This window comes from Hymenobacter gummosus (assembly GCF_003970915.1).
Classification (GTDB): Bacteria; Bacteroidota; Bacteroidia; order Cytophagales; family Hymenobacteraceae; genus Solirubrum; species Solirubrum gummosum.
In genome coordinates this window covers 435,641-459,122 of record NZ_RXOF01000002.1, presented here as the reverse complement: position 1 = coordinate 459,122, position 23,482 = coordinate 435,641, and the positions used below count along the sequence as shown (strand labels likewise).

General features: G+C 66.4%; 18 protein-coding genes. 10 read left to right on the top strand and 8 right to left on the bottom strand.

Going from position 1 to position 23,482, the window contains the following annotated elements:
- The first annotated feature begins 189 nt into the window (after window positions 1–189).
- Window positions 190–2,763, top strand: coding sequence for a PAS domain-containing protein (locus EJV47_RS05335; protein ID WP_126692094.1), 2,574 nt, complete (start codon window positions 190–192; stop codon window positions 2,761–2,763).
- A 77-nt stretch (window positions 2,764–2,840) separates the two neighbouring features.
- Here the strand turns inward: EJV47_RS05335 and EJV47_RS05330 are convergent, their stop codons facing one another.
- Complete coding sequence (locus EJV47_RS05330; RefSeq protein WP_126692093.1) at window positions 2,841–3,026, bottom strand: hypothetical protein; 186 nt, start codon at window positions 3,024–3,026, stop codon at window positions 2,841–2,843.
- Between the two features lie 229 nt (window positions 3,027–3,255).
- Window positions 3,256–4,788 (bottom strand): sigma 54-interacting transcriptional regulator, encoded by a 1,533-nt coding sequence (locus tag EJV47_RS05325; RefSeq protein WP_126692092.1) that lies wholly within the window; start codon window positions 4,786–4,788, stop codon window positions 3,256–3,258.
- 403 nt (window positions 4,789–5,191) lie between these two features.
- Between EJV47_RS05325 and EJV47_RS05320 the strand changes: the two genes are divergently transcribed.
- Entirely contained in the window at window positions 5,192–6,166 is a 975-nt protein-coding gene (locus tag EJV47_RS05320) for a c-type cytochrome (RefSeq protein WP_126692091.1), read from the top strand.
- Between the two features lie 88 nt (window positions 6,167–6,254).
- Here EJV47_RS05320 and EJV47_RS05315 read toward each other — a convergent pair whose 3' ends face one another.
- Complete coding sequence (locus EJV47_RS05315; RefSeq protein WP_126692090.1) at window positions 6,255–6,638, bottom strand: hypothetical protein; 384 nt, start codon at window positions 6,636–6,638, stop codon at window positions 6,255–6,257.
- A 514-nt stretch (window positions 6,639–7,152) separates the two neighbouring features.
- Between EJV47_RS05315 and EJV47_RS05310 the strand changes: the two genes are divergently transcribed.
- From EJV47_RS05310 to EJV47_RS05295, 4 genes are all read left to right on the top strand, one after another.
- Window positions 7,153–8,169: an ABC transporter transmembrane domain-containing protein gene (locus EJV47_RS05310; protein ID WP_126692089.1), complete on the top strand. Its 1,017-nt coding sequence runs from the start codon at window positions 7,153–7,155 to the stop codon at window positions 8,167–8,169.
- Window positions 8,162–9,532, top strand: coding sequence for an HlyD family secretion protein (locus EJV47_RS05305; protein WP_126692088.1), 1,371 nt, complete (start codon window positions 8,162–8,164; stop codon window positions 9,530–9,532). Before EJV47_RS05310 ends, EJV47_RS05305 begins: the two co-directional genes overlap by 8 nt.
- 83 nt (window positions 9,533–9,615) lie before the next feature.
- On the top strand, window positions 9,616–11,163 hold the full coding sequence (locus EJV47_RS05300; RefSeq protein ID WP_243651021.1) for a TolC family protein: 1,548 nt from the start codon (window positions 9,616–9,618) through the stop codon (window positions 11,161–11,163).
- A gap of 344 nt (window positions 11,164–11,507) precedes the next feature.
- Window positions 11,508–12,482, top strand: coding sequence for a lipase family protein (locus tag EJV47_RS05295; protein WP_126692086.1), 975 nt, complete (start codon window positions 11,508–11,510; stop codon window positions 12,480–12,482).
- A gap of 89 nt (window positions 12,483–12,571) precedes the next feature.
- Here the strand turns inward: EJV47_RS05295 and EJV47_RS05290 are convergent, their stop codons facing one another.
- Entirely contained in the window at window positions 12,572–13,675 is a 1,104-nt protein-coding gene (locus EJV47_RS05290) for a vWA domain-containing protein (RefSeq protein ID WP_126692085.1), read from the bottom strand.
- Window positions 13,676–13,867: 192 nt separating this feature from the next.
- On the opposite strand from EJV47_RS05290, the gene EJV47_RS05285 reads away from it, so the two are divergent.
- From EJV47_RS05285 to EJV47_RS05275, 3 genes are all read left to right on the top strand, one after another.
- Window positions 13,868–14,149, top strand: a complete 282-nt coding sequence (locus tag EJV47_RS05285) for a DUF427 domain-containing protein (protein ID WP_126692084.1) — start codon at window positions 13,868–13,870, stop codon at window positions 14,147–14,149.
- Between the two features lie 100 nt (window positions 14,150–14,249).
- A complete protein-coding gene (locus EJV47_RS05280) occupies window positions 14,250–14,939 on the top strand; it encodes a hypothetical protein (RefSeq protein ID WP_126692083.1) in 690 nt (229 codons plus the stop codon).
- A gap of 200 nt (window positions 14,940–15,139) precedes the next feature.
- A complete protein-coding gene (locus EJV47_RS05275) occupies window positions 15,140–15,754 on the top strand; it encodes a hypothetical protein (RefSeq protein WP_126692082.1) in 615 nt (204 codons plus the stop codon).
- 159 nt (window positions 15,755–15,913) lie between these two features.
- On the opposite strand, the gene EJV47_RS05270 is transcribed toward EJV47_RS05275, so the two are convergent.
- The gene (locus tag EJV47_RS05270) at window positions 15,914–16,891 is read right to left on the bottom strand and encodes an acyl-ACP desaturase (protein ID WP_126692081.1); all 978 of its coding nucleotides are present in this window, start codon (window positions 16,889–16,891) and stop codon (window positions 15,914–15,916) included.
- Window positions 16,892–17,109: 218 nt separating this feature from the next.
- Entirely contained in the window at window positions 17,110–18,627 is a 1,518-nt protein-coding gene (locus EJV47_RS05265; protein WP_126692080.1) for a hypothetical protein, read from the bottom strand.
- 189 nt (window positions 18,628–18,816) lie between these two features.
- On the opposite strand from EJV47_RS05265, the gene EJV47_RS05260 reads away from it, so the two are divergent.
- On the top strand, window positions 18,817–20,475 hold the full coding sequence (locus tag EJV47_RS05260; RefSeq protein ID WP_126692079.1) for a glycosyltransferase family 39 protein: 1,659 nt from the start codon (window positions 18,817–18,819) through the stop codon (window positions 20,473–20,475).
- A gap of 353 nt (window positions 20,476–20,828) precedes the next feature.
- On the opposite strand, the gene EJV47_RS05255 is transcribed toward EJV47_RS05260, so the two are convergent.
- Both EJV47_RS05255 and EJV47_RS05250 read right to left on the bottom strand, forming a co-directional pair.
- Window positions 20,829–21,719: a glycosyltransferase family 2 protein gene (locus EJV47_RS05255; protein ID WP_165903626.1), complete on the bottom strand. Its 891-nt coding sequence runs from the start codon at window positions 21,717–21,719 to the stop codon at window positions 20,829–20,831.
- Window positions 21,720–22,136: 417 nt separating this feature from the next.
- Window positions 22,137–23,450, bottom strand: coding sequence for an MATE family efflux transporter (locus EJV47_RS05250; protein WP_126692077.1), 1,314 nt, complete (start codon window positions 23,448–23,450; stop codon window positions 22,137–22,139).
- Window positions 23,451–23,482 lie beyond the last annotated feature (32 nt).

Sequence of the window (23,482 nt, the reverse complement as noted above, 5' to 3'; positions counted from 1 at the left end):
CGGCGACCGGCCGCCGCCGCCTTCGCCCAACGCCGGCCCGGGCTGTGCGAAAGCGCCCTTTGCCTGGCCGAACGCAACCCGAACACCCGCTGCCGCGTTGCGCATCTACCCCTCCCCTCTTTCTGCCTTACCTTTCGCGGATGCCGCGGGCCCCGTTGCCTGCCTTAGCCGCTTCCCGATCCGGTACCCATGCCCGACTTTCCTGCCTCGCCGACCTTTGCGGCTGCCCCGCCCGACGAGCTGCTGCGCACGCTGCTGAACGTCTCGCTTACCGGCGTTATCCTGTTTCGCCCCCGCTATGCGGCCGGCGCCGAGGCGGATATTATTGACCTGACCTACGAGCACCTGAACCCAGCGGCCCAGCGTATGCTCAACCTGCCGGAGCGCCCGGCCGCCTCGTTTCTGACCTTGTACCCCCACGCCGCGGCCGAGGGCGTGTTCGGCTTTTACTGCGAGGCCTTCCGGGCCGGCGGCCAGCCCCGCCGCCTCGACGTGAACTACCAGCGCGACGGACTCGACAACTACTTTCACCTGGCCGCCCAGCGCAGCGGGGAGCTGCTGGTGGTGAGCTTCACCGATACGGCCGACCACGAGCGCAGCGCCGCCGAGCAGGCCCTGCGCGAAAGCCAGGCCCGGGAGCGGGAAGCCCACGCCGAGGCCGAGCTGCAGCGCCAGCAGCTACGCAGCGTGTTTGAGCAGGCGCCGGCCATGATCTGCATCTTCCAGGGCCCGGAGCACGTGTTTCAGTTCGTCAACCCGCCCTACCAGGCGCTGGTGGGCGAGCGGCACCTGCTGGGCCTGCCCATTGCCCAGGCCATGCCCGAGCTGCACGGCCAGCCCATCTTCGGCCTGCTCGACCGCGTGTACCAGACCGGCGAAACCTTCTACGCCAACGAAATGCTGGTGCAGCTCGACCACCAGAACGAGGGCCGGCGGGCCCCGGGCGAGCTGGACAAGCGCTACTACAACTTCATCTACCAGGCCCGCCGTAGCCTTTCCGGCCGCATCGACGGCATCTTCGTCTTTGCCTACGACGTGACCCCGCAGGTGCAGGCCCGCCAGCTGGTGCAGGAGCTCAACGAGGAGCTGGCCGCTACCAACGAAGAGCTGCGGGCCGCCAACGAGGAGTTCTTACTTAACAATGCCCAGCTGCTGAGCACCCAGCTGGAGCTGCGGCAGCTGACGCAGGCGCTGGAGGAGCGTGTGGGGCTGCGCACCAGCGAAATGCAGGCCGCCCGCGCCGAAGCCGAGCAGCAGCGCGCCCGCCTGGAACGCCTGTTTATGCAGGCGCCGGCTGGCATCTGCATCCTGGGCGGCGACGAGCTGGTGTTCGAGCTGGTCAACCCTGCTTACGAGCAGCTGTTTCCGGGCCGCCGGCTGCTGGGCCAGCCCATCCTCGACGCCATCCCCGAAATCAGCGACCATGCCGTGCACCACACCCTGCAGCGGGTGTACGACTCGGGCGTGACGCACCAGGAGCTGAGCATGCTGCTGCCGGTGGTCAACCCCCGCACCGGAAAGCTGGAGGAGCGCTACTTCAACTACATCCAGCAGGCGCGCTACGACGAGCACGGCTGGATTGACGGCGTGGTGGTGTTTGCCTTCGAAGTGACGGAGCAGGTACGGGCCCAGCAGGCCAGCGAAGCCGCCGCCCAGCGCCTGCGCCTGCTCACCGACGCGCTGCCCGTGCTCATCAGCTACGTCGACCAGCAGCAGCGCTACCAGTTTGCCAACCAGGCCTACCAAATCTGGTTTCACAAGCCCCCGGAAGCCCTGCTGAACCGGCCCGTGCGCGAGGTCATCGGCGAGCAAGCCTACCAGAACGTGCGCGGCTACCTGGAGCGCGGCCTGGCCGGGGAAGCCCTGGACTTCGAGTCGCGCATGCCCTACCGGGAAGGCTTCGTCAAGCACATCCGCACCAGCTACATCCCCGATTGGCGCGAGGGCCAGGTAGCGGGCCTGTACGCCCTAGTCACCGACGTGACCGAGCAGACCCTGGCTCAGCAGCACGTGGCCGAGGCCAACGAGCAGCTGCGCATCCGCAACGACGATTTGGCCGCGCTCAACCAGCAGCTGCGCCGCACCAACGCCGACCTGGACAACTTCATCTACACCGCCTCCCACGACCTGAAGGCGCCCATCACCAACATCGAGGGGCTGCTGCGGGCCCTCACCGAGCAGCTGCCGCCCGAAGCCCTGGCCCAGGAGCTGGTGCAGCCCATTCTGGAGCGCATGCACGGCGCCGTGGACCGCTTCAAGCGCACCATCGACTACCTCACCGACGTGAGCAAACTGCAGCAGGAGTACGCGCAGCCCACCGAAGCCGTGGTGCTGGCCGCCGTGGTGGAAGACGTGCGCCAGGACCTGCTGCCGCTGCTGCGCGAGGCCGAAGCCCGCCTGACGGTGGACGTGGCCGCCTGCCCCACCATCTCGTTCTCGCCCAAAAACCTGCGCAGCATCGTCTACAACCTGCTCTCCAACGCCCTGAAGTACCGCCACCCCGAGCGGCTGCCGCAGATCAGCATCAGCTGCCACGCCGAGGCCGGCCGCCTGCGCCTGCTGGTGGAAGACAACGGCCTGGGCTTCGACGACACCCAGCAGGGGCGGATTTTCGGCATGTTTCAGCGCCTGCACACCCACGTGGAGGGCTCGGGCATCGGGCTGTACATGGTGAAGAAAATCGTGGAAAATGCCGGCGGCCGCATCACGGTGCTCAGTCACCTGGGCGAAGGCAGCACCTTCACCGTGGAGCTGCCCCTGTAAACGCACCGCGCGCCGCCCCGGCCCGGAAAGGCCAGCAGCGGCGCGCTGATAACGGAAGCTGGAGCCAGGCGGCGGGCTTAGCGCTTCTGGAAAATCCAGCGCTGGCCGGGCTTGTACTGCTTGTACACCGGGCGGTGCAGGCCGGCCTGGCCGCGGCGGCCGAAGTTGGCGGGGCGCACGGTGGCTGCGGCGTCGAGGGTGGGCAGCAGCAGGGCCACTACGAGGAAGAAGGAGGCGAGGCGGGCGAAGAGTTGAGCTTTCATGGTGCGGGGCGTTGGCGGTTTCGGCGGCGGGCAGCGGCGTTGTGCCCGACTGACATGACAAAGGTGCGGCAACCCCACCCCCTCCCGCCGGGAGTTTCGATGAGCCCGGCCCCACGCTGTGCGAACGGCACGGCGGCCGGGGTGAGCGGAACAGGCGCGGGCACGAAAAAGGCCGCCCCGCGTAGTGCAGGGCGGCCCTTCATTTTTTATCCTGGGAACCGGACGACTTCTACCGCCGCTTCCGCTTCTTCGACGAGAGGTACTCGTCGTCATCGTCGTCGTCGTCCCCGCCGAAGTTGGGCATGGTGAACATCGACGAGAACAGGTCCTTGAACTGGGTGCCGCCGGTGAGGCGGTTGCGGGAGAGCAGGCTCATTTCGGCCATGCCGTGCAGGGCGAATTCCTGCCAGAACAGCGGGTCCTCGTCGAACATTTCGGCCGGGATGCTGGCTTTCACCAGGTCGCGCAGGCCGGGCACGGCTTCCAGGGCCTTGCGGTAGTCGGCCTCCGGGGCGTCGTGCAGGATGTCGACGGAGTGGGCGCCGAACCAATCCTGCACGGGCTTGTAGGGGTTGGGCTTGTCCTTCTGCTTCTTGGCCTTTTCGGGGTCGGGGAAGTAGTGCAGGAACTGGCTGCGCAGGGCCTTGCCCATCAGCTTCTCGGCCACGATGCCGGCGCCTTCCTGCTCGCCCTCGTACACCAGCTCCACCTTGCCGGTAATGGCGGGCACGGCGGCCATAAAGTCGGCCACCCGCACGCGGGTTTTCGTCTCGCCGTTGATCAGGGCCCGACGCTCGGCGGCGGCAATGACCTGCTCGTAGGCCGAGATGGTCAGGCGGGCCGACACGCCCGATTTGGCGTCGACGTACTCCGAGCCGCGGGCCTCGATGGCCACCTGCTCCACCAAATCGTGAATGACCTCGTTGCCGGTTACCAGGCCGCGCTGGGCTTCGGTCAGGCGGGCCTCCTGGCGGGTGATGCGCTTGCCGATGTCGATGGACTTCGGGTAGTGGGTGATAATCTGCGCGTCGATGCGGTCCTTGAGCGGCGTGACGATGGAGCCGCGGTTGGTGTAGTCCTCGGGGTTGGCGGTGAAGACGAACTGCAGATCCAGCGGCAGGCGCACCTTGAAGCCGCGAATCTGGATGTCGCCTTCCTGCAGAATGTTGAACAGCGCCACCTGGATGCGGGCCTGCAGGTCGGGCAGCTCGTTGATGACGAAGATGCCCCGGTGCGCCCGCGGAATCAGCCCGAAGTGAATCACGCGCTCATCCGAGTAGGGCAGCTTGAGCGTGGCGGCCTTGATGGGGTCGGCGTCGCCGATGAGGTCGGCCACCGACACGTCGGGCGTGGCCAGCTTCTCGGTGTACCGCTCGTCTCGGTGCAGCCAGGCAATCGGGGTGTCGTCGCCCTTTTCGGCCACCAAATCCACCGCGTAGCGCGACAGGGGCTGCAGCGGGTCGTCGTTCAGCTCGGAGCCCTGCACTACCGGAATGTACTCGTCGAGCAAACCTACCAGCTGGCGGGCAATGCGCGTTTTGGCCTGCCCGCGCAGGCCCAGCAGGTTGATGTGGTGCATGGACAGGATGGCCCGCTGCAGGTCGGGAATCACCGTCTCTTCGTAGCCGTGGATGCCGGGAAAGGCGTTTTCGCGGCGCTGGAGCTTCTGAATCAGGTTGTCGCGCAGCTCTTCTTTGACGGTGCGCGAGCGGTAGCCCGCGGCCTTGAGCTGGCCGAGGGTGCGAATAGCTTCGTGGTTCATTCGGGGGCAGATAGGGAGCGGGAGGAAGAATCCCGACCTAGTAAACAGCCAAAGGCCGGTTGAGGTTCGGCGGGAAAGCAGGGACGCGCAGCTGGCGCCGGTTTAGCTGGCTGCGCCAGCTAAACCGGCGCCGCAAATAAGGCAGGCTTTCAGCCTGCGGGTAGCGTTGTTCCGTTGGTCCGGCCAACCTGCTCAGGCGCCCCACGCAGGTTGAAAACCTGCTTTACAGCAGGCACCGGTTACACTCGCTTTGCTCGCTAAACCGGCGCCAGCCCTGCCAGCTCCGGCCGCAATATGTGACGCTCCTGCTACCCCGCTCACATCATCATGCGAGTGACTGGAGTGCAAGTTCAACCTACTTTTGTCCCACTCTCCTACTGCCCCCAACCGCCTTTCTGATGCTATGAAAAAAGTCCTCCGTATCCTCGGTCTGCTCGTGGCCGGCGTCGTGTTTCTCGGCGCCTGCGCGGCCACCTTCGTGCAAGTGCGCGGCATTCCGAGCTACGATAAGCCCCAGGTGGCCGCCCTGACCATCCAGGCCACGCCCGCGCGCCTGGCCCAGGGCCAGAAAATCGTCAACGCCATGTGCGTCGACTGCCACCGCGACCCGGCCACCGGGGCCCTCAGCGGCAAGCAGCTCACCGAGCTGCCGCCGGAGTTCGGCAAGCTCTACGCGGCCAACATCACCCAGGACCCGCAGCACGGCATCGGCGCCTGGACCGACGCGGAGCTGGTGGCCGTGCTGCGCACCGGCATCGGCCGCGACGGGCGCTACCGGGTGGTCATGCCCAATTTCGTGCACATGTCCGACGAGGACGTAGCCAGCGTCATTGCCTACCTGCGCTCCGCCGACCGGCAGGTGCAGCCCAACCCCACGCCCACCCCCGAGCAGGAACCCTCGTTCCTGGCCAAGGCCCTCACCAACACGGTGATGAAGCCCGTGCCCCTGCCCACCGGCCCCGTCGACTCCCCCGCTCCTACCGACCAGGTGGCCTATGGCCGCTACCTGGTGATGGGCCGCTACAAGTGCTACGACTGCCACAGCAAGGACCACCAGACCAACAACGCGCTGGAGCCGGAAAAGTCGGAGGGCTACATGGCCGGCGGCACCCACTTCGTGACCACCGACGGCAGCCAGATTCCGAGCCGCAACCTGACCATGGACGCCGAAACCGGCCTCGGCGACTGGTCGGAGGCGCAGTTTGTGCAGGCCGTGCGCTTCGGGCAGGCCCCGCAGGGCGTGCTGCGCCTGCCCATGCCCAAATTCACCCTCATGGATGAAGCGGAAGCCAAGGCCATTTACGCCTATTTGCGCACAATTCCCGTAATTAAGAATGCGACGCCCGAAGACGGCGCCGCCGCCGTGGCTACGCGTTAGGGAAAAACCAAGCCCGGCAGTGCAAAACGGTCGTCCCGCTCGGGGCGGCCGTTTTTGTTTTATCCGGCCAGTAACGCCATGAGGGCCTTCACCATAGCGTGACAATGTACTGCTTGTTATAGCGGAGCGGCACCTGGTCCAGGGCCAGCGTAGTCGGGCGGCCAGCCCGGTCCACCGCGTAAACCCGGAAGCTACCCGTCAGGTCCTGCCGGGGCTGGCCCAGCCGCAGCCGGGCGGGCGTGGCGCAGCGAATCAGGTAACGCTCCAGCACCAGCGGCTCCGAGGGCTGAAACGGCAGCCGGCCCACCCGGCCCCGGCGCAACGGCAGGGTACCGGCCGCTAGCAGTTGGTTGCCGGGCGGGCGAATCTGATACCGGATGGAGTCGAACTGCTGGTACGCTACCCCGTCGGCCGTAAACTCCAGGCCCAGCTGATACCGGCGGGAACCCAGCTCCCAGAGTATAAAAGGCAACGGAAGCGGGAGAATCTTTTTCCCGACCTCCAGCCGCGCGTCGATTCCGTTGCGCGTTCGGCGTCGGGTTGGCGTCGGGCGTAGTCCCAGGAATCGGGGGGCCGGTGGACCACGCAGCCACCGCTGAATACCGGGAGCAGCAACCAGCCAAACATGCGCAGTAGATGGTGACTCATGGTAGCCGATCAGTGTAGGGCTTACCCATCCAATCTAGCCAACCAGGCCGATACAAAACCCCAGTTGTTGGCTAAAGGCTCGTTTTATCCAATGACAAAGCCCCACGTTGCTATTTAATGTAAATTTAACGGCAAGATTTAATCTTATTTTAAGCAACCTTACGCATCCTTGCGGGGTTTAGACCGTACTTTTGCTGCCGAATGAACAAGGCCCTTTGCGGGCTTTGGCGCCCGGTGTGCAAGCGTTGCCGCGCTCCTCCTGTCGTACCTAGCCGACAGACCTTTCTGGTAGCTTCCCCGGTGCGCTTGCCCGCTACCTGAACTCATCTTGCCCTTGAATGGCCTCTAAAAACCTCGTTTTACCTCCCCCGACGCCCTGGCAGCGCCTGACCCGCGTGCTGGAAACAGAGCGCCGCTCCATCCGCTACATCCTTTTCTACGCCATCGTCTCAGGCCTGATCAGCCTCACGCTGCCGCTCGGAACGCAGGCCGTCTTCAACCTGGTTTCGACCGGGGCCGTGTTCAGCTCCACCTACATCCTCATCGGGGTGGTAGTGGTGGGCGTGCTGCTGGCCGGGGTGCTGCTCATCGGGCAGTTTACCATCGTGGAAGCCATGGAGCAGCGCCTGTTTGCCAAGGCGGCCATGGAGTACGCCTACCGCCTGCCCCGCATCGACCCCAAGGCGCTGGAGGGGGAAAATCCGCCGGAGCTGGTAAACCGCTTCTTCGACATCCTGACGGTGCAGAAGGGCCTGACCAAGCTGCTGATTGACCTGATGTTTGCCGGCATTCAGATTCTGTTCGCCGTCATTGTGCTGTCGTTCTACCACCCGGTGTTCATCGGCTTTGGGGTGTTTACCCTGTTCATGCTCGGGCTGATTTACATGCTGCACTACCGGCAGGCCCTGCGCACCAGCATCAAGGAATCGGCCCACAAGTACGAGACGGTGGACTGGCTGGAGCAGGTGGCCGGCGCGCTGCCCGAGTACCGCGGCAATGAGGCGGCCCAGGACCACGCCATGGCCCGCACCGACGAGCTGACGGCCCAGTACCTGCGCGCCCGCAACGACCATTTCCGGGTGCTCAAAACCTACTACGGCTGGGGCGTGGCCCTGCGCACCGTGCTGACGGCCGCCCTGCTTATCGCCGGCACCCTGTTCGTGGTGTCGCGGCAGATGACCCTGGGCCAGTTCGTGGCCGCCGAAGTGCTCATCGTGCAGATCAGCAGCTCCATCGAGAAGCTGCTGAGCGGGGTGGGCACCATCTTCGACATGCTCACCGGCGTAGAGAAGCTGGCCGCCGTGCCCGATTTGCCCCTGGATAAACCTCATACCGCTGACTCCCACCATGCTTAATATCTCGAACCAGGAAGTAGACGACTCCCTCTGGCACGAGGAGCTGGACCGGGCGCGCCAGGAGCTGCTGCAGCCCAAGGGCGCCCGGCTGCTGGCCCGGGTGCTGGTGGCCGTGGGCGTTATCTTCGTCGTCATTCTGTTTCTGCCCTGGCGCCAGACCATCCAGGGCTCGGGCACGCTGACCACCCTGCGCCCCCAGGACCGCCCTCAGACGGTGCAGAACGCCATTGCCGGCCGCATTGAGCACTGGAATGTGCGCGAAGGTCAGCTGGTGAAGGAGGGCGACACGCTGCTGACGATTTCCGAAATCAAGGACGAGTACTTCGACCCGAACCTGCCCGAGCGCCTGCGCGAGCAGCTGGCGGCCAAGCAGGGCAACGTGGCGGCCAACACGGCCAAGATTCAGGCCACCGACCAGCAGATTGAGGCCCTACGCCTGACGCTGAACGTGCAGCTCGATGCGGCCCGCAACCGCGTCACGCAGGCCCGCAACACGGTCCGCATCGACTCGGCCGACCTAGTGGCGGTAACCAACTTCTACCAGATTGCCCGGGCCCGGCTGGCCCGCTACGAGGAAGGCTACAAGAACGGCCTGTTCTCGCTGACCGACATCGAAACGCGCCGCCTGAAGCTGCAGGAGGACCAGGCCAAGGTGACGGCCCAGCGCAACAAGCTGCTCAACTCGCAGCAGTCCTTGGCCAACGCCCGCATCGAGCTGAGTAACCTGCGCGCCAAGTACGAGCAGGATTTGGCCAAGACCTTGTCGGACCGCAGCTCGGCCGTGTCGAGCCGGGCTTCGTCGGAGGGCGAGGTAGCGGCGCTGCGCAACAAAATCAGCAACGTGGAGGTGCGCCGCGGCCTGTACGTGGTGCGGGCCCCGCAGGCCGGCTACGTGGTGCGCACGCTCAAGGCCGGTATCGGCGAGACGATTAAGGAGGGCGAATCCATTGCCACCCTGCAGCCCGACGCGCCCATCCTGGCCGCCGAGCTGTACGTGCGGGCCATGGACGTGCCCCTGATTCAGCGCGGCCGGCAGGTGCGCCTGCAGTTCGACGGCTGGCCCGCCATTCAGTTTTCGGGCTGGCCCTCGGTGGCCGTGGGCACCTTCGGCGGCACCGTCACCGTCATCGACGTGGTGAGCAGCGGCAACGGGAAGTACCGCCTGCTGGTGCGCCCCGACCAGCACCACGAGCGGGACCGGGACTGGCCCGCGCAGCTGCGCCTGGGCTCGGGCGTGTACGGCTGGGTAATTCTGGACTCGGTGCCGGTGTGGTACGAAATCTGGCGGCAGCTCAACGGCTTTCCGCCCACGCTCGAAACGGAACCCAGCGAGGCCCCGGTGAAAGTCAAAGCGGAGAAATAATGAGGAAATACCTGATGGGTTTTTCGTTGTTCGTTATTCGTTTTTCGCCCCTTCCCCAAAAACAACGCCTTGCCTTTAGGTTGTTGGGGCCGGCGCTGAACGTCAACGAAAAACGAACAACGAACAACGAAAAACGAATAGCCGCTGCCCTGCTGCTGGGCCTGCTGGGTTTCGCGGCGCAGGCCCAGCACCCGCGCCTGCCCGCCCGCAAGCCGGGCCTGGAGCCCGCGCCCCTGCAAACCGAGCAGCTAACCCAGGACCGCCCGGCGGCCGATACCGCCCGCGTTTTCTCGTTGCAGGACCTGGCCGAGCTGGTGTTTGCCAACCACCCCGTGGTGAAGCAGGCGGCCCTGCTCAGCGAAACGGCCCGCTCCCAGGTGCAGCAGGCCCGCGGCGGCTTCGACCCCAAGCTGGGCTCGGGCTTCGACCGGAAGCTGTTCGGCGGCACGCAGTACTATAACAACTGGGCCAACGAGCTGAAGGTCCCGGTGTGGCCGGCCGGCATCGATTTGAAAGTGGGCTACGAGCGAATGGTGGGCACCTACGTGAACCCCGAGCACCGCACCCCGCTCGACGGGCTGGCCGTGGCGGGCCTGTCGGTGCCGCTGGGCCAGGGCCTGCTCATCGACGCGCGCCGCAGCACCCTGCGCCAGGCCAAGATTTTGGTGGACGCGGCCGAGGCCGACAAGGTGAAGCAGATCAACGAAATCTGGCTGCAGGCCGCCAAGGACTACTGGAACTGGTACTACGGCTACCAGCAGATGCTGCTGACCCGGGAAGCCATTCAGCTGGCCGAAACGCGCTTCCGGGCCACCAGCCGCCGCGCCGTCATCGGCGACCAGGCCCCCATCGACTCGGTGGAAGCCCAGATTACGGTGCAGGACCGCCTCGTGCAGCTGGCCCAGCAGCAGGTGGAGCTGCAGAACAACAGCCTGCTGCTCAGCACCTACCTCTGGAACAAGGACGGCCAGCCGGTGGAGCTGCCGGCCTATGCCGTGCCCCAGCGCCCCACCCTGCAGCCCCTCGACACGGTGGCGCTGCGCGGGCTGCTGGACTTTGCCGAAAGCCGGCACCCCACCCTGCTGAAACTGGACGCCAAAATCCGGCAGCTGGGCGTGGAGGAGCGGTTTCGCCGGGAGCTGCTGAAGCCGACCGTCAACGTGAGCGGCTACCTGCTCAGCCGCGGCGACTTTTACCGTCCCGAAGTGCCGGCCTACTACGACTTCGGCCGCAACAACTACAAGGTGGGCGTGGACTTTGCCTTCCCGCTGTTCTTGCGCAAGGAGCGCGGCAAGCTCTGGGAAACCCGCCTGAAAGTGCAGGACGCCACCCTGGAGCAGCAAAACAGCCGCCGCGTCATCGTCAACCAGGTGCAGGCCCGCTTCAACGCCCTCAAGGCCTACGAGCAGCAGCTGAATATCCAGGCCCAGACCATCGAGAACCAGCGCCTGCTGCTGCGGGCCGAGCTGCAGAAGTTCGAGCTGGGGGAAAGCACCTTGTTCTTGGTGAACAGCCGCGAAACCAAGCTCATCGAGCTGCGGCTGAAGCAGGAAAGCCTGCGCGCCGGCTACGAGAAGACGCTGGCCGAGCTCTACTACTACGCCGGCACCCGCGCGGTGCAGGAGCAGTAGCGTAGCATTAAGAACGTCATCCTGAGCGCAGCGAAGGACCTTCCTCCCACCCTGCACCGCCGCCACCTACGCAGTGCTGACGCTGCTACTTAGGATTAGTAGGAATGTAGAGAAGCGCAGCTACCAACGCTGGTGGCTGCGCTTCTTTGTTGCAAAGCGGCTGCACATTGGCATCAGCGGCGGTGCAGGGTTGGGGGAAGGTCCTTCGCTGCGCTCAGGATGACGGGCTGTTTTTCTCGTTCCTCCTGTTTACCAAGCCCGCCGAAAATTCAGTGCTGGCACTGAGGCGCTGCGTCTGGCAGAACGGAATCTTTGCGGCCGTTCCACCAACCCTTTCCACGCTCATGGCCGATTCCACTTCGTCCGCGCCCTTCACCGCCGCCCCCGCCCTCACGCTCGACCAGAGCCTGACGCTGGTGCTGGCCCAGGCTTCGCTGGCCGCCTACGCCGAGTACGCCGGCAAGCCGTACACGATGCCCGACAACTGCACGCTCGTCGGGGGCTTCACCGGCTGGGACGGCTGGCTCGGGCCCTTCGACAAGGAGGAGAAGTTCGGGCTGGTGTTCCAGTACGCCGGCTCGGCCACCGCCCAGCCCGGCTACATCGTGGCCTTCCGCGGCACCGACTCCACCCTGGACATTATCGAGGACTCGTTCTGGGATTTGTGCCCCTTCCAGCCCTACCAGAACAGCCTGCCCACGCCCGCCAGCGTCAGCACCGGCTTTTTCGACATCTACCTGACCAAGGGCGGCTCCATGACGGCCTCCATGCAGGATCAGGTGTTCAGTCTACTGCCGGCCGGCGCCACGCCGGTATACGCCACCGGCCACAGCCTGGGCGCGGCCCTCTCGCAGCTGTTTGCCCTCGACCTGAGCGTCAGCCAGCCGGGCCGGGCGCTGACCTGCCTGAACTTCGCCAGCCCGCGCGTGGGCGACGCCACCTGGCAGGCCGCCTGCGACGATTCGGGCGCCACCCAGGCCATTACCCGCGTAGTGAACTACCACGACCTGGTGCCCGACTATCCCATGGAAATCCTGAGCTACGTGAGCATCGGGGCGCAGTTCGAGGTGGCCTTCCGGCGCATTCACTGGTGGGAGTACAACCCGATTTCCAACCACAGCATGGCCAACCTCCAAACCGTGCTGACCCACTGCCTGCCGCTCACGCCCCAGAGCTGGACCGGCACCTTCCCCGACTACGTTAACGCGGCCTACACGATGAGCAGCACCCCGCCGCCCGCCACGCCCAAGGCCGAGTGGCTGAACAAGCTGCAGGAAATGCACGAAACCGCCAGCTCCACCGCCGACGCGCTGGCGTAGCGGTGAAATAGTGAGGTGGTGAAATGGTGAGTGTCGTTCAAGCAAATCAGAACGACACTCACCATTTCACCACCTCACTATTTCACCGCCTACAGGCTCTTGCGGCGGTTGCGCTTGTAGTCCTCGAAAATCATGCTGCCCAGGCCTTTCAGGGAGCTGTAGTAGGCCTTGCCCTGGTTCGTCTCGGTGAACTCGCGCACGAACTGCTGCAGGTACGGGTCGGAGGCAATCATGAAGGTGGTGATGGGAATCTTCAGGCGGCGGGCGGCGGCGGCCAGGTTCAGGGTCTTGTTCACCACCTTACGGTCCAGCCCGAACGAGTTCTTGTAGTAGCCGCCGGGCTCCTTGAGGCAGGTAGGCTTGCCGTCCGTTATCATGAAAATCTGCTTGTTGGCCGTCTTGCGCTTGCGCAGCAAATCCATGGCCAGCTCCAGCCCGGCCACCGTGTTGGTGTGGTAAGGCCCCACCTGCAGGTAAGGCAGGTCCTTCACCTCAATCTGCCAGGCGTCGTTGCCGAACACGATGATGTCGAGAAAGTCCTTGGGGTACTTCTGCTTCACCAGCTCGGCCAGGGCCATGGCCACCTTCTTGGCCGGCGTGATGCGGTCCTCGCCGTACAGAATCATCGAGTGCGAAATGTCAATCATCAGCACCGTGCTCGTCTGCGTCTTGTGCTCGGTGTCGCGCACTTCCAGGTCGCCCTCGGTGAGCAGGTAGTTGCCGTCGAGGCCGTGGTTGAGCTGGGCGTTGCGCAGGCTCTCGGTCATTTCGATCTGCTCGATGGTGTCGCCGAACTGGTAGTCGCGCAGATCGGTCGTCAGCTCGTCGCCCTGGCCGGCGTGCGGGGTGCGGTGGTTGCCCTGGGTGCCGCGCTTGAGCTTGCCGAAGATTTCCTCCAGCGCCGACTTGCGAATCAGCTGCTCCGACTTGGCGGTAATCTTCAGCTCGCCGAGCTGCTGCTCGTTCTCATCGATGTAGCCCTTCTTCTTCAGGTCCTCGATGAAGTCGCCCATGCCGTACTCGTCGTCGGTCAGGCCGTACTGCTTGTCCAGCTCGTTAAGCCACTGCAGGGCCTCCGACACGTCGCCGGCGGTGATGGTAACCAGCTGCATGAACAGCTTGAAGAGGGTATCGAAGCCCTTCTCGGGCGTTTCGTCGGGTACAAAGTCGCGGAAGCGGAAGCCAACAGCCATAGTCAGGAGGAATGGACTCAGAAAACAACGGCCGGGCCGGCAATGTTCACCTGGGGTCTTGGGAGCTTAGGGTCTTGGGGGCTTGGTGACGTTTTTTGCCAGCAGGATTATTCGTCTTCAGGCTACGTATACTCAGCGGCCCGCAAAGTCAGCCAAGCCCCCAAGACCCTAAGCTCCCAAGCCCCTAGCCCCATGAAAGCCATCTGGAACAACGCCGTGCTGGCGGAAAGCGACGATACGGTGGTGGTCGAAAACAACCACTACTTCCCCGCCGATTCCATTAAGCGCGAGTACTTTGAGGACAGCATTGCCGGCACTACCTGCCCCTGGAAGGGCCGCGCCAGCTACTACTCCGTGCGCGTCGATGGGCAGCTGAACAAGGACGCGGCCTGGTACTACGCCGACCCCAAACCGGCCGCCGAAAACATCCGCGGGCGGGTGGCTTTCTGGAAGGGCGTGCAGGTAGTGCAGTAGGGTTAAATAATGCCCAAAACGTAACCCCAGCGGAATAGGAGGCGTTAGTATAGCGCACCGACAATACTGCGACTTCTCTCCACTTCCAACACATACCCTTATGAAACTTCTCACTCCGGTGTGGCAACTGGGCGCTGCGGCGCTGGTGCTGCTGGGTAGCTGCGACTCGGCGCGCAGCACCACTGATACCTCCTCGGGCACGGCTACCGTGGAAACCACCGTCACTACTCCCGGCGACGTGGCCTTCTCCCGCGACCTGAGCCAGGGCGAGTACCGCTTTCAGATCCAGTCCAACACCCTCGACAACGGGCAGCAGCTCACCATCAAGACCCGCCGCGGCGACGCGCTGGTAACCGACCCGGTGCGCCTGAACGTGAAAGGCAACGTAACCGATGCCGTGATGGGCGATTTGAACGGCAACGGCAACCCCGAGCTGTACGTCTTCACCAGCGGCGGCACGATGGGCATGGGCGGCGTCGAAGCCTACGAGTTCGTCGACAAGTCGTTTCGCCCGATTCAGGCCCTGCCCAAGCTCAGCAACGACCTGGCTACCGGCTATAAGGGCGAGGATAAATACGAAATCCGCGGCAACCGCCTCGTGCGCACCTACCCGGTGTACACCGGCACCGACGCCAGCGCCACGGCCACCGGTCAGTCGCAGACGGTGGAGTACCAGCTGAACGCCCAGGGCCTGCTTACGCCGACCCAGACGACGCCGGTGGAGGCCATGCCGAAAATCAACTCGACCACTACCACGACGGCCCCGACTACCACGCCGCCCAAGCCCTAAGGCCGACGCCGCGTATTTGCAGGAAAAGCCCGCCGAATGGCGGGCTTTTTTCTTGCGCCGGTACCCCGTTCCGGGCAAAAGCAAAGCCGCGCCACCGCCACCCGGCCGCCACTGGTGCGTATAACCCGGGTACCGCCCCTCCCCGAACACCTGAACCCAGCCGACCGCCCCGGCGGCGGTCCGGCCCCATCTTTTCTGCCATGACCAAGCACCTACCCCGGCTGGCCGCAGCCGCCCTGCTGCTGAGCACTGCGGCGGCCTGCGACTCGCAGCGCAGCGCCACCGAAAGCGCCGCCCCGCTCTCCACGCCTACCAACTCCGCCGCAGCCGTGAGCTACCAGAAAGAGCTAAGCCGCGGCGACTACAGCTTCGCCGTGCAAACGGTGGGCACCGGCTCGCAGCGGCAGCTGCGCTGGCGGGCCGAGCGCCTGGGCCGGGAGCTGGCCGCCATGACCGACAACATCGAGGGTACCGTGCTCGACGCGCAGGTGAGCAACCTCAACAACGACGACTTCCCCGAGCTGCTGGTCTTCGTGGCCGACGCGGGCAGCGGCTCCTACGGCCGGCTGGTGGGCTACGAGTTCCTGAGCCGGGGCCGGCGCCCCCTGAGCCTGCCCACCCTGGAAGGCCCCGCCGCCGAGGGCTACCTCGGCCACGACTCCTTCCGCGTGGAGGGCCGGCGCCTCATCCGCAGCTTTCCCATCTACCGCCCCGACGACCCCAACAGCACACCCTCGGGCGGCACCCGCACCATCGTCTACGAGATGCCCAAAAAGGAAGGGCTCATCACCATGGTGGAGCACCAGGATAGTTGAATGGCTGGATGGCGGAATTGTCAAATGGCTGATTCGTTCCGGATTCAGTTTAAAGCAAAAGGCCGGCTCCTTGCGGAGTCGGCCTTTTGCTTGGATGCAGTACACGGCTAACTAAACGGTCAACAATTCAGCCATACAACCATTTAGCCATTAGGCCATTTACTCAATCCACTTAAACTTGTACTCCAGCTTGGGCACCGGCATGCGGTCGGCTACGCGGCGCAGGCGGCCGGGCAGGTTCATCACGTAGTCGCGGGCTTTTTCGGCCTGGCCGTTGAGGCCGGTCAGCTGGTCGATTTTCCAGGTCTGGATGAGGCCTTCCAGGATGTCGGTGTAGTCCTGGCTGGTGTACACCCCGAGGCGCTGGGCCGCATCGGTGAAGTGGCCGAAGGTCTTGCCGATTTCCACGCCCAGCTCGCGCATGTAGTGGGCGGGCATCACAATTTTCTTGCGCATCATGTCCTCGAAGGCCAGCATCATCTCGCTCGGGTCCACTTCGAAGATTTTCTCCACGAAGGTCTGGTACACGCGGGCGTGGCGCACTTCGTCGCCGGCAATCATGCCGCAGAGCTTGCTGAGGGCCGCGTCGCCGGCTTTGCGGGCCAGGGTGCCCACGCGGCGGTGCGAGAGGTTGGTGGCCGCTTCCTGGTAGGAGGTGTACACGAAGGCGCGGTACGGGTCGTGGGCGGTGCCCAGGTCGAAGCCGTCGGCAATGAGGTACTGGGTGCTCATCTCGAACTCGCGCATGTTTACGCGGCCGGAGAGGTAGAGGTAGCGGTTGAGCAGGTCGCCGTGGCGGTTCTCCTCGGCCGTCCAGCCCCGGATCCACTGGGCCCAGCCGTTGTTGGGGTCACGGTTCAGGTCATCGAGCTGGTGAAACCAGGCTTCGTAGTTGGGCAGGGCTTCTTCGGTGATGGTGTCGCCGATGAGCACGGCCAGCAGGTCGTAGCTGAGCTCCTTGGCCCGCTCGCGCAGCAGTTTTACTTCGTCGAAGAAATTGTCGAGGCGCGAGTCGGGCAGGAAGTCGGACGGTTGCCAGCTGTCCTCAACTTTCTTCAGGAACGAGCCCATGTTCTCGCGCAGAAAGACTTCGAGGTGCTGCAATACTTCGCCGCGGGAAGTCACGGTGGCAATCATGCGGTGAGGGAAAAGATGATGGAGGAAGAAGGACGGAGCGCGTGGGGAAAGGCCAAAAGTAGGCAATTGCCGGGTGGAAAGCTTGCGGCTGGGCGCAGGTACTTCTTCATACGAGCTTCGGGCGGGAAAAGCTCTGCGGCGTCTTGGATTATTGTTGCGACGAGCCGAATAATTTGCACCAATCGTTGAAACGCGGCCAACAGGCGGCCGTTCAGCCCCTACAGCTCCTCTCGGCGCTTCGGGGGCAGCTGAAGGTGCACATTCTGCCAGCGCACCCCGGGGCGTCGGCGCAGGCGGCGCAGGGCTTCGCGCTGGTTGCGGCTGCCGGTGAGCTGCTGCCGCAGCCGGGCCTGCGAGGGGTCGAGCGTGGGCCAGCCGGTGAGCAGCAGCCAGGGCGGCCCGGCGGCCGGCACGTACTGCCGGAAGGGCGAGAGGGACTTGAACTGCTCCTCCACCTGCATGCCCACCAGCGGCCCGGCCCGGTGGGCGCCCAGCGCCTGCACAAACCGGCGGTGCTGCTGCTCCTCGGCGGCCAGCACCTGCCGCCGGTGCCCCACTTTCAGCAGGTACAGGCCCAGCAGCGCGGCCAGCAGCAGCGGGCGCAGGGGGCGGCCCTTGGGCAGGCGCAGCGGCTGCCGCAGCACCCCGGCCGCGTGGGCCACGGTAAACAACGTCAGCAGCGGCCCGGCCAGGCGCGGCGGCAGCTTGAGCGCCAGCGCCAGACCCAGCAGCAGCCCCACGCCGCCCAGCACGTACAGCCACTGCCGGCGGCGCAGCGCGGCGGGCAGGTTCAGGCCCAGGGCCAGCAGCAGCGCGTTGAGGATCAGCAGGGGGAAATAGTCGCGCACGACCAGCACGAAGGCATCGAAGGCTTTACCGGGCAGCACCTTGGCCCAGGGCGCTGGCCGGTAGGCCCGCCGGAAAAGCGCCTCGTCGACCAGCGTGGAGTCGCCGAACGACCATTCGGCCACGGCCTGCACGGCCAGGCTGTCGGCGCGGGTGTGGGGGGCGGGCACCTGCCAGCCGTAGTCGAGCACCGCGGACTTGAGCACGTCGAGGCGGCGGTAGCGGGTGGCTTCGGGCGAGCGGGTGAGCTGCACCAGCAGGCCCAGCAGCAGGGCCACGGCCCCGAAGCCCGCCACCACGCGCCCGGCCCGGCGGCCCGCCAACCACCAGGCGGCCGGCGCTACCAGGGCGGCGCCCAGCACGGCGGCACTGGGGCGGATAGCCCAGGCGGCGGCAAACAGCAACAGGCTGACGGGCAGCACCCAGCGGCGGGCGGCCGGCTGCTGCGCGGCCCAGAGCAGCCCGGCCCCGCTCAGCAGCAGCGGCACCCGCAGGTAGTTGAACCACTGCGCGTGCTCCAACCCGGCCAGCACCAGGAAAACGGTCAGCAGGGCGGCCCGCGGCCAAGCGGTGGTGTGGGGCGCGAGCAGCCGCTCCAGCACGCTGGTGAGCAGCACCAGGGCCAGGGTGAGCAGGGCGTAGAGCGTGAGGCCGTACCAGGGCACGGCGGGGGCCAGCTGGTAGAGCCGGGCCAGCACCCAGGCCCAGCCGTGGAAGTACAGGTGCAGGTTGGTGACGGGCGCGGCGGCCGTGCGCCCCCGCAGCAGCAGGGTCAGGCAGAAGTCGTCGTTGGTTTCGTAGTGGCTGCCGAGCACCGTGGCCGTGAGCAGCACCAGCAGCACGGGCAGCCCCACGACGCGCAACCAGTAGCCTAAGCGGGCCTGCTCCATAGCCCGCAAAGTACGCGAATCGGCGCCGGCTGCCCCGCTGAGGCTACGCCGGCCTGCCGCGGCACCCGGGCTGACGCACCGCGCCGGGGCCGGGTGGGCGGGATAAACCAGTTCCCGCGCCGGCCTAAATCCGGTGTATCTGCGCCGGCCTTCGTAGCATCTGCGGTTTCTTTCCCGATTTTCGCCGCCGTGAATTCCTCCCCGCACCTCCGGCTCCGCCTGCTGCCCACCCTGCTGCTGGGGCTGGTCGTGCTCGTCACGGTGGCTTACTTCGTGCTGACCCACGAAGGCCTGTACGCCCTCGACGACTACTTCTACTCGCGTTACGCCCAGCAGCTGCTCACCGGCCGCTTCCACCTCGGCCCCGACCCGCAGCGCCTGCTCCACGACCCGCTGCACGAGCGGTGGCTGATTTTCGGGCCGGTGGCGGGGCTGTACGCGCTGCTGGGGGTGAACATCTGGAGCACCACGCTCTGGCCCCTGCTCTGCACCCTGGCCTGCCTGGGGCTATTGTGGGCCGCCTACCGCCGCCGCGCCCCGCTGGTGGCGGCCGGGGCCCTGCTGCTGCTCGGGCTGCACTACTTCAGCCTGAACCTGACCAACTACCTCTACCCCGACAACGTGAACATGCTGGCCTGCCTGGGCGCGGCACTGGCGTTGTGGCGGGGCCGACAGCCGGGCCGGGCCGAAACGCTCTGGGGCGTAGCCTTTGCGGGGCTGAACTTCGCCGCCCTGCTCTGCAAGGAAACGGTGGTCTACTACGCGTCCTTCTACCTGGGCCTGCTGCTGCTCGACGCCCGCCACCGCCGCCACGGCCGGTTCTGGCGGGCCGCATTCGGCACCGGGGCGGCGCTGCTGACGGGCTACCTGGCCTTCTACCACTGGCAGACCAATGACGCGCTCTACCGCCTGCACCTGATTGAGCGCACCAACGAGGTGCTGGCCGAGGGCAACTACCTGCAGGGCAGCCGGGCCGCGCTGCTGCACCGCCTCACCCTGGGGCCGGCGCAGTTCCTCATCGGCACCGGGCTGGGGCTGGCCCTGCTGCTGGCGCTGGGCAGCCTGTGGCCGGTACGCCCCGCCGAACCGGGCCGGGGCGCGGCCGACGACCGGCACTTCTGGCAGGGCCTGGCTTTCAGCACGCTGGCCTGCTACTGGCTGGGCAGCACCTCGCTGGCGCACTACAACCCCATCAGCCTCTCCCCCCGGATGCTCACGCCCCTGCTGCCGCCGCTGGTGCTGGCGGCGGGCTTCGGCCTGGCCGACGTGCTGCGCACCGGGCGCCGGGCGGGCTGGTACGCGCTGGGGCTGGCCCTGCTGGCCACCCTCGACCGCAGCAGCGTGGCCATCCTGTACCTCGGGGCGGCCGCGGTGCTGGCCGCGCTGGCCCTGGCGCCGCTGCGGCGCCGCTGGCCGGCCGGCAGTACCTCGTACGCGGCGCTGGGGCTGCTGGGGCTGGCGGCGGTACTGCTGCTGCGGCCCCTGCACTTCATGCGCAAGCCCAGCGTGTCGGCCCACTTTCCGCAGACGCGTCTCATCGGCCGCTACCTGCAGGCGCCGCGCCGCGGGGTGGTATTCGTCGACGACTACCTCATCGGCAACTACGACTTCTACTACGCCTACCAGGTGCCGCCGGGCCTGCGCTTCCGCCGCTACTGGGCCCGCGACTCGGTGCAGCTGGCGCCCGCCGATACGGCCTGGCTGCTGCTCAACCGGGCCACTCTGAGCAACCCCGAACTCACCCGCAAGCTGCTGCGCTACTCCCCCGACAGCGTGCTAAGCTGGTACCCCCGCCGCCGTCTGCTGGCCCACGACGGACCGGTGGAGCTGTATGAGGTGAAATGGTGATTGGTGATTGGTGATTGAGGCGTACTTGGGTGCTGATGCCGGGTTTCGTTTACAGCCGCGTAGCGGCGCCATGTCAATAGAAAAACCTTGTCGAAAATGAACGGCCAAGCTCCGGAGGAGCGGCACCTTGACCGCGCGGTTAGGGTGCCGCTCCTCCGGAGCTTGGCCGTTCTATGTACTCGTTTTGGCTATTGACGTGGCGCCGCTACGCGGCTGGCGTTGTGCGCTGATTCGGGTAATACGAGCCGGTTGTAACAGGCCGTCAGGAGTTAAAGCTTCCGTCTATTGGCATTAGCAACTACATGCCATAACCTGCTATAAACCAAACACAATAAAATCAGCAACCTCAACTTTCACTTCCACACCCGGGCCAGCAGACCGAGGGCATAATCCAGCGGCTGTTGCTGGCCGGTTTGGCGCAGCAGGGCGTAGAGCTGCCACGCCTCGGGGCCACCGCCAAAGCGCAGGGCCTGGCGCAGCTCCCAGCGCAGGCGCACGGCCAGCGCGGCCCGCTCGGCGGCGTCGCGGCACAGGGCCAGGGCCTTCTGGCAGACGCGGATGGTGGAGGCCACGTACGGGTCGCCGGGGCGGTAGGCCTTGGTCGACATGGAGCGCGGGCGCAGGCGCTTGCGGGTCAGTACCTCGTCCTGAAAGCCGAAGTCCCAGTGGCGGGCGGCGCGCACCCACAGGTCGAAATCCTCGTAGGCCAGCGTCTCGTCGTAGCCCTGCAGCTCCTCAAACACGGCGCGGCGCACCATCATGGTGGGCGTGCTGATAAAGTAGCGGCGCAGCACCTCGGCAAACACCGGCCCACTGGCGGGGCGCGGGTGCACCGGCCGGCCGGCGGCGTCGCGGCGGAAATGAAAGCGCACGTGCCGGCCCTGCTCGTCAATCAGCTCGCAGTCGTGGTAGGCAATGCCGCAGCGCGGGCCCTGGGCCTGCATGAAAGCCACCTGCCGGGCCACGCGTTCGGGCAGCAGCACGTCGTCGGTGGCGAAGTCGATGAGGTACTCGCCCCGGCTGCGGCGCAGAGCCTGGTTGAAGGCCCGGCAGTTGCCCACGCCCGCCGGCAGCAGCAGCAGGTGCCAGTGCGGGTAGCGGGCGGCGTATGCCTGCAGCAACTGCTGGCTGCCGTCGGTGCTGGCATCGTCGACCAGCCACACCTCCAGGTGCGGGTAGGTTTGAGCCGCCACCGAGTCCAGCGCCTCGGCCAGAAAGCGGGCGTGGTTGTGGCACAAGGCCACGATGGTAACGAGCGGTGACGGGGTGAATGAGTGACTGAGTGACACGGAGCAGGGTACGGCGGCCGAAAATACGGCGACCAGCCGACAGCGGCGCCCGGGCACCACCAAGCCTGGCTGACGCCGCGTGCCGGGACCCGACCGGCGGCGGGGCCTGTGGCGGTCGGCTGCCCCCGGCCTGACTGGTGAGCCGGAACCGGGCCAGTCGATGCGCCGGGGGCGAGCTGCAGGGTATTCCGTAGGCGGCGGCTGACGACAAGCAGCTGCTTGCTCAGCCAGCCCAGCCGCGGCGCCCTCCCTCCTGCGGCCGGGCCAGAGTATCGAATGATTTTAAAATAAATTATTTGATACTCTGGCCCGGCCCCGCGAAAAGTATCGAATGATTTATTTTTAAATTATTCGATACTCCTCCTGCCGCCCTCAGCGGCGGAAGTAGCCCCGGAAGTATCCCAGGCAGCCCAGCAGCAGCAGCCCGAAGCGGCCGGCGTGGGCCAGCGGGGCGCCCAGCAGCCCGAAGCGCGGCAGCAGCAGGGCCAGCAGCCCCAGGTACACCCCCGCCGACAGCACCTGCACCAGCACGTAGCGCCCCACCCGGGCCTCGGCAATGAGCAGGTACAGCAGGGTCCAGCACAGAAACTTGGCCCAGTCGCCGGCCAGCTGCGGGGCCAGCAGGGCGCGGGCCCCGGCAAAGCGCGCGTCGAAGAGCAGGGGCAGCAGCCAGTCGCGCAGCAGCCAGAGGGCGCCCAGGCCCAGGGCCAGCGCCGCGGCCAGCAAACCCAGCACGGCCCGCACGTAGGTTCGCCGGGCAGCCGGCTGCGCCGCCAGGGCCGCCAGCCGGGGGTAGAACACGGCCCCCATCACGGCCGAAAACACCATGGTGTAGTTGTCCGACAGCTTGGCCACCGCCTGCCACAGCCCGGTCTGCACCAGGCTGAAGCGGCCGATGAGCAAGTCGCGCACGGCAAAATCCACGACCTTGCTGCACACCAGCACGCTCAGGGCCATCAATAGAAAGCGCCCCAGCCCCCGCAGGGCCGGCTGGCTGAGGCGGCCGCGCAACGGGGCCAGCAGGCCGGCGCGGGCCGCTACCACGGCCGTGGGCAAGGCCGTCAGGCCCTGGGCCAGCAGGTAGGCCAGCAGGGCTTCCGTCACGGGCCGGCGCAGCAGCAGGGCGGCGGCCACGGCCAGCGGCCCGAGCAGGCTCAGCACGATGGTCAGCAGCACGTAGGCGCGCAGGCGCTGGGCGGCCAGCAGCACCGCGGCCAGGTAGGCGTGGGCGGTGAGCAGCGTGATGCCCAGCACCACGCCCAGCACCCAGGCTGGCGAAGGACGGAAAGCCGCCAGCAGCGGCCCGCGCAGCACCGGCAGGGCCAGAAAGCCCAGCAGCAGCACGGCCGCGTTGAGCAGCGCCCCGGTGCCCAGCCACAGCCGCCAGCTGCGGGAGCCCGGCCGGCGCGGCGCCAGGTAGCGCACGATGCCCACGTGCACCCCGTCGTTGGGCAGGGTGGTGAGCAGGGCCATCAGGTTCTGGAAGTGGGCCAGCAAGGTCAGCCCGCCGGGGCCGCCGTACACGGCCAGCAGCTTGTTGAGTACCAGCGCCCCGCCCGCCCGCGCCAGCACCGAGGCTCCCGAGCCCAGGGAGCCGCGCACGAAGCGCGCCAGCCCACCGGCGGCCGGCAGCGGCGGGGCGGGCAGGGTTTCGGGGGCGTCGTCTTCGGCGGCGGGCAGGCTCATGCGCGGGGGCTACGGGGCCGCAAGGTAGCAGC

Bases quoted from the DNA above. Each gene is read 5' to 3' on its own strand.
- EJV47_RS05335 (WP_126692094.1), top strand. From the start codon at position 190: ATGCCCGACTTTCCTGCCTCGCCGACCTTTGCGGCTGCCCCGCCCGAC.
- EJV47_RS05290 (WP_126692085.1), bottom strand. From the start codon at position 13,675: ATGGCTGTTGGCTTCCGCTTCCGCGACTTTGTACCCGACGAAACGCCC.
- EJV47_RS05270 (WP_126692081.1), bottom strand. From the start codon at position 16,891: ATGATTGCCACCGTGACTTCCCGCGGCGAAGTATTGCAGCACCTCGAA.
- EJV47_RS05280 (WP_126692083.1), top strand. From the start codon at position 14,250: ATGAAACTTCTCACTCCGGTGTGGCAACTGGGCGCTGCGGCGCTGGTG.
- EJV47_RS05330 (WP_126692093.1), bottom strand. From the start codon at position 3,026: ATGAAAGCTCAACTCTTCGCCCGCCTCGCCTCCTTCTTCCTCGTAGTG.
- EJV47_RS05310 (WP_126692089.1), top strand. From the start codon at position 7,153: ATGGCCTCTAAAAACCTCGTTTTACCTCCCCCGACGCCCTGGCAGCGC.
- EJV47_RS05250 (WP_126692077.1), bottom strand. From the start codon at position 23,450: ATGAGCCTGCCCGCCGCCGAAGACGACGCCCCCGAAACCCTGCCCGCC.
- EJV47_RS05305 (WP_126692088.1), top strand. From the start codon at position 8,162: ATGCTTAATATCTCGAACCAGGAAGTAGACGACTCCCTCTGGCACGAG.
- EJV47_RS05285 (WP_126692084.1), top strand. From the start codon at position 13,868: ATGAAAGCCATCTGGAACAACGCCGTGCTGGCGGAAAGCGACGATACG.
- EJV47_RS05320 (WP_126692091.1), top strand. From the start codon at position 5,192: ATGAAAAAAGTCCTCCGTATCCTCGGTCTGCTCGTGGCCGGCGTCGTG.
- EJV47_RS05275 (WP_126692082.1), top strand. From the start codon at position 15,140: ATGACCAAGCACCTACCCCGGCTGGCCGCAGCCGCCCTGCTGCTGAGC.
- EJV47_RS05265 (WP_126692080.1), bottom strand. From the start codon at position 18,627: ATGGAGCAGGCCCGCTTAGGCTACTGGTTGCGCGTCGTGGGGCTGCCC.
- EJV47_RS05295 (WP_126692086.1), top strand. From the start codon at position 11,508: ATGGCCGATTCCACTTCGTCCGCGCCCTTCACCGCCGCCCCCGCCCTC.
- EJV47_RS05325 (WP_126692092.1), bottom strand. From the start codon at position 4,788: ATGAACCACGAAGCTATTCGCACCCTCGGCCAGCTCAAGGCCGCGGGC.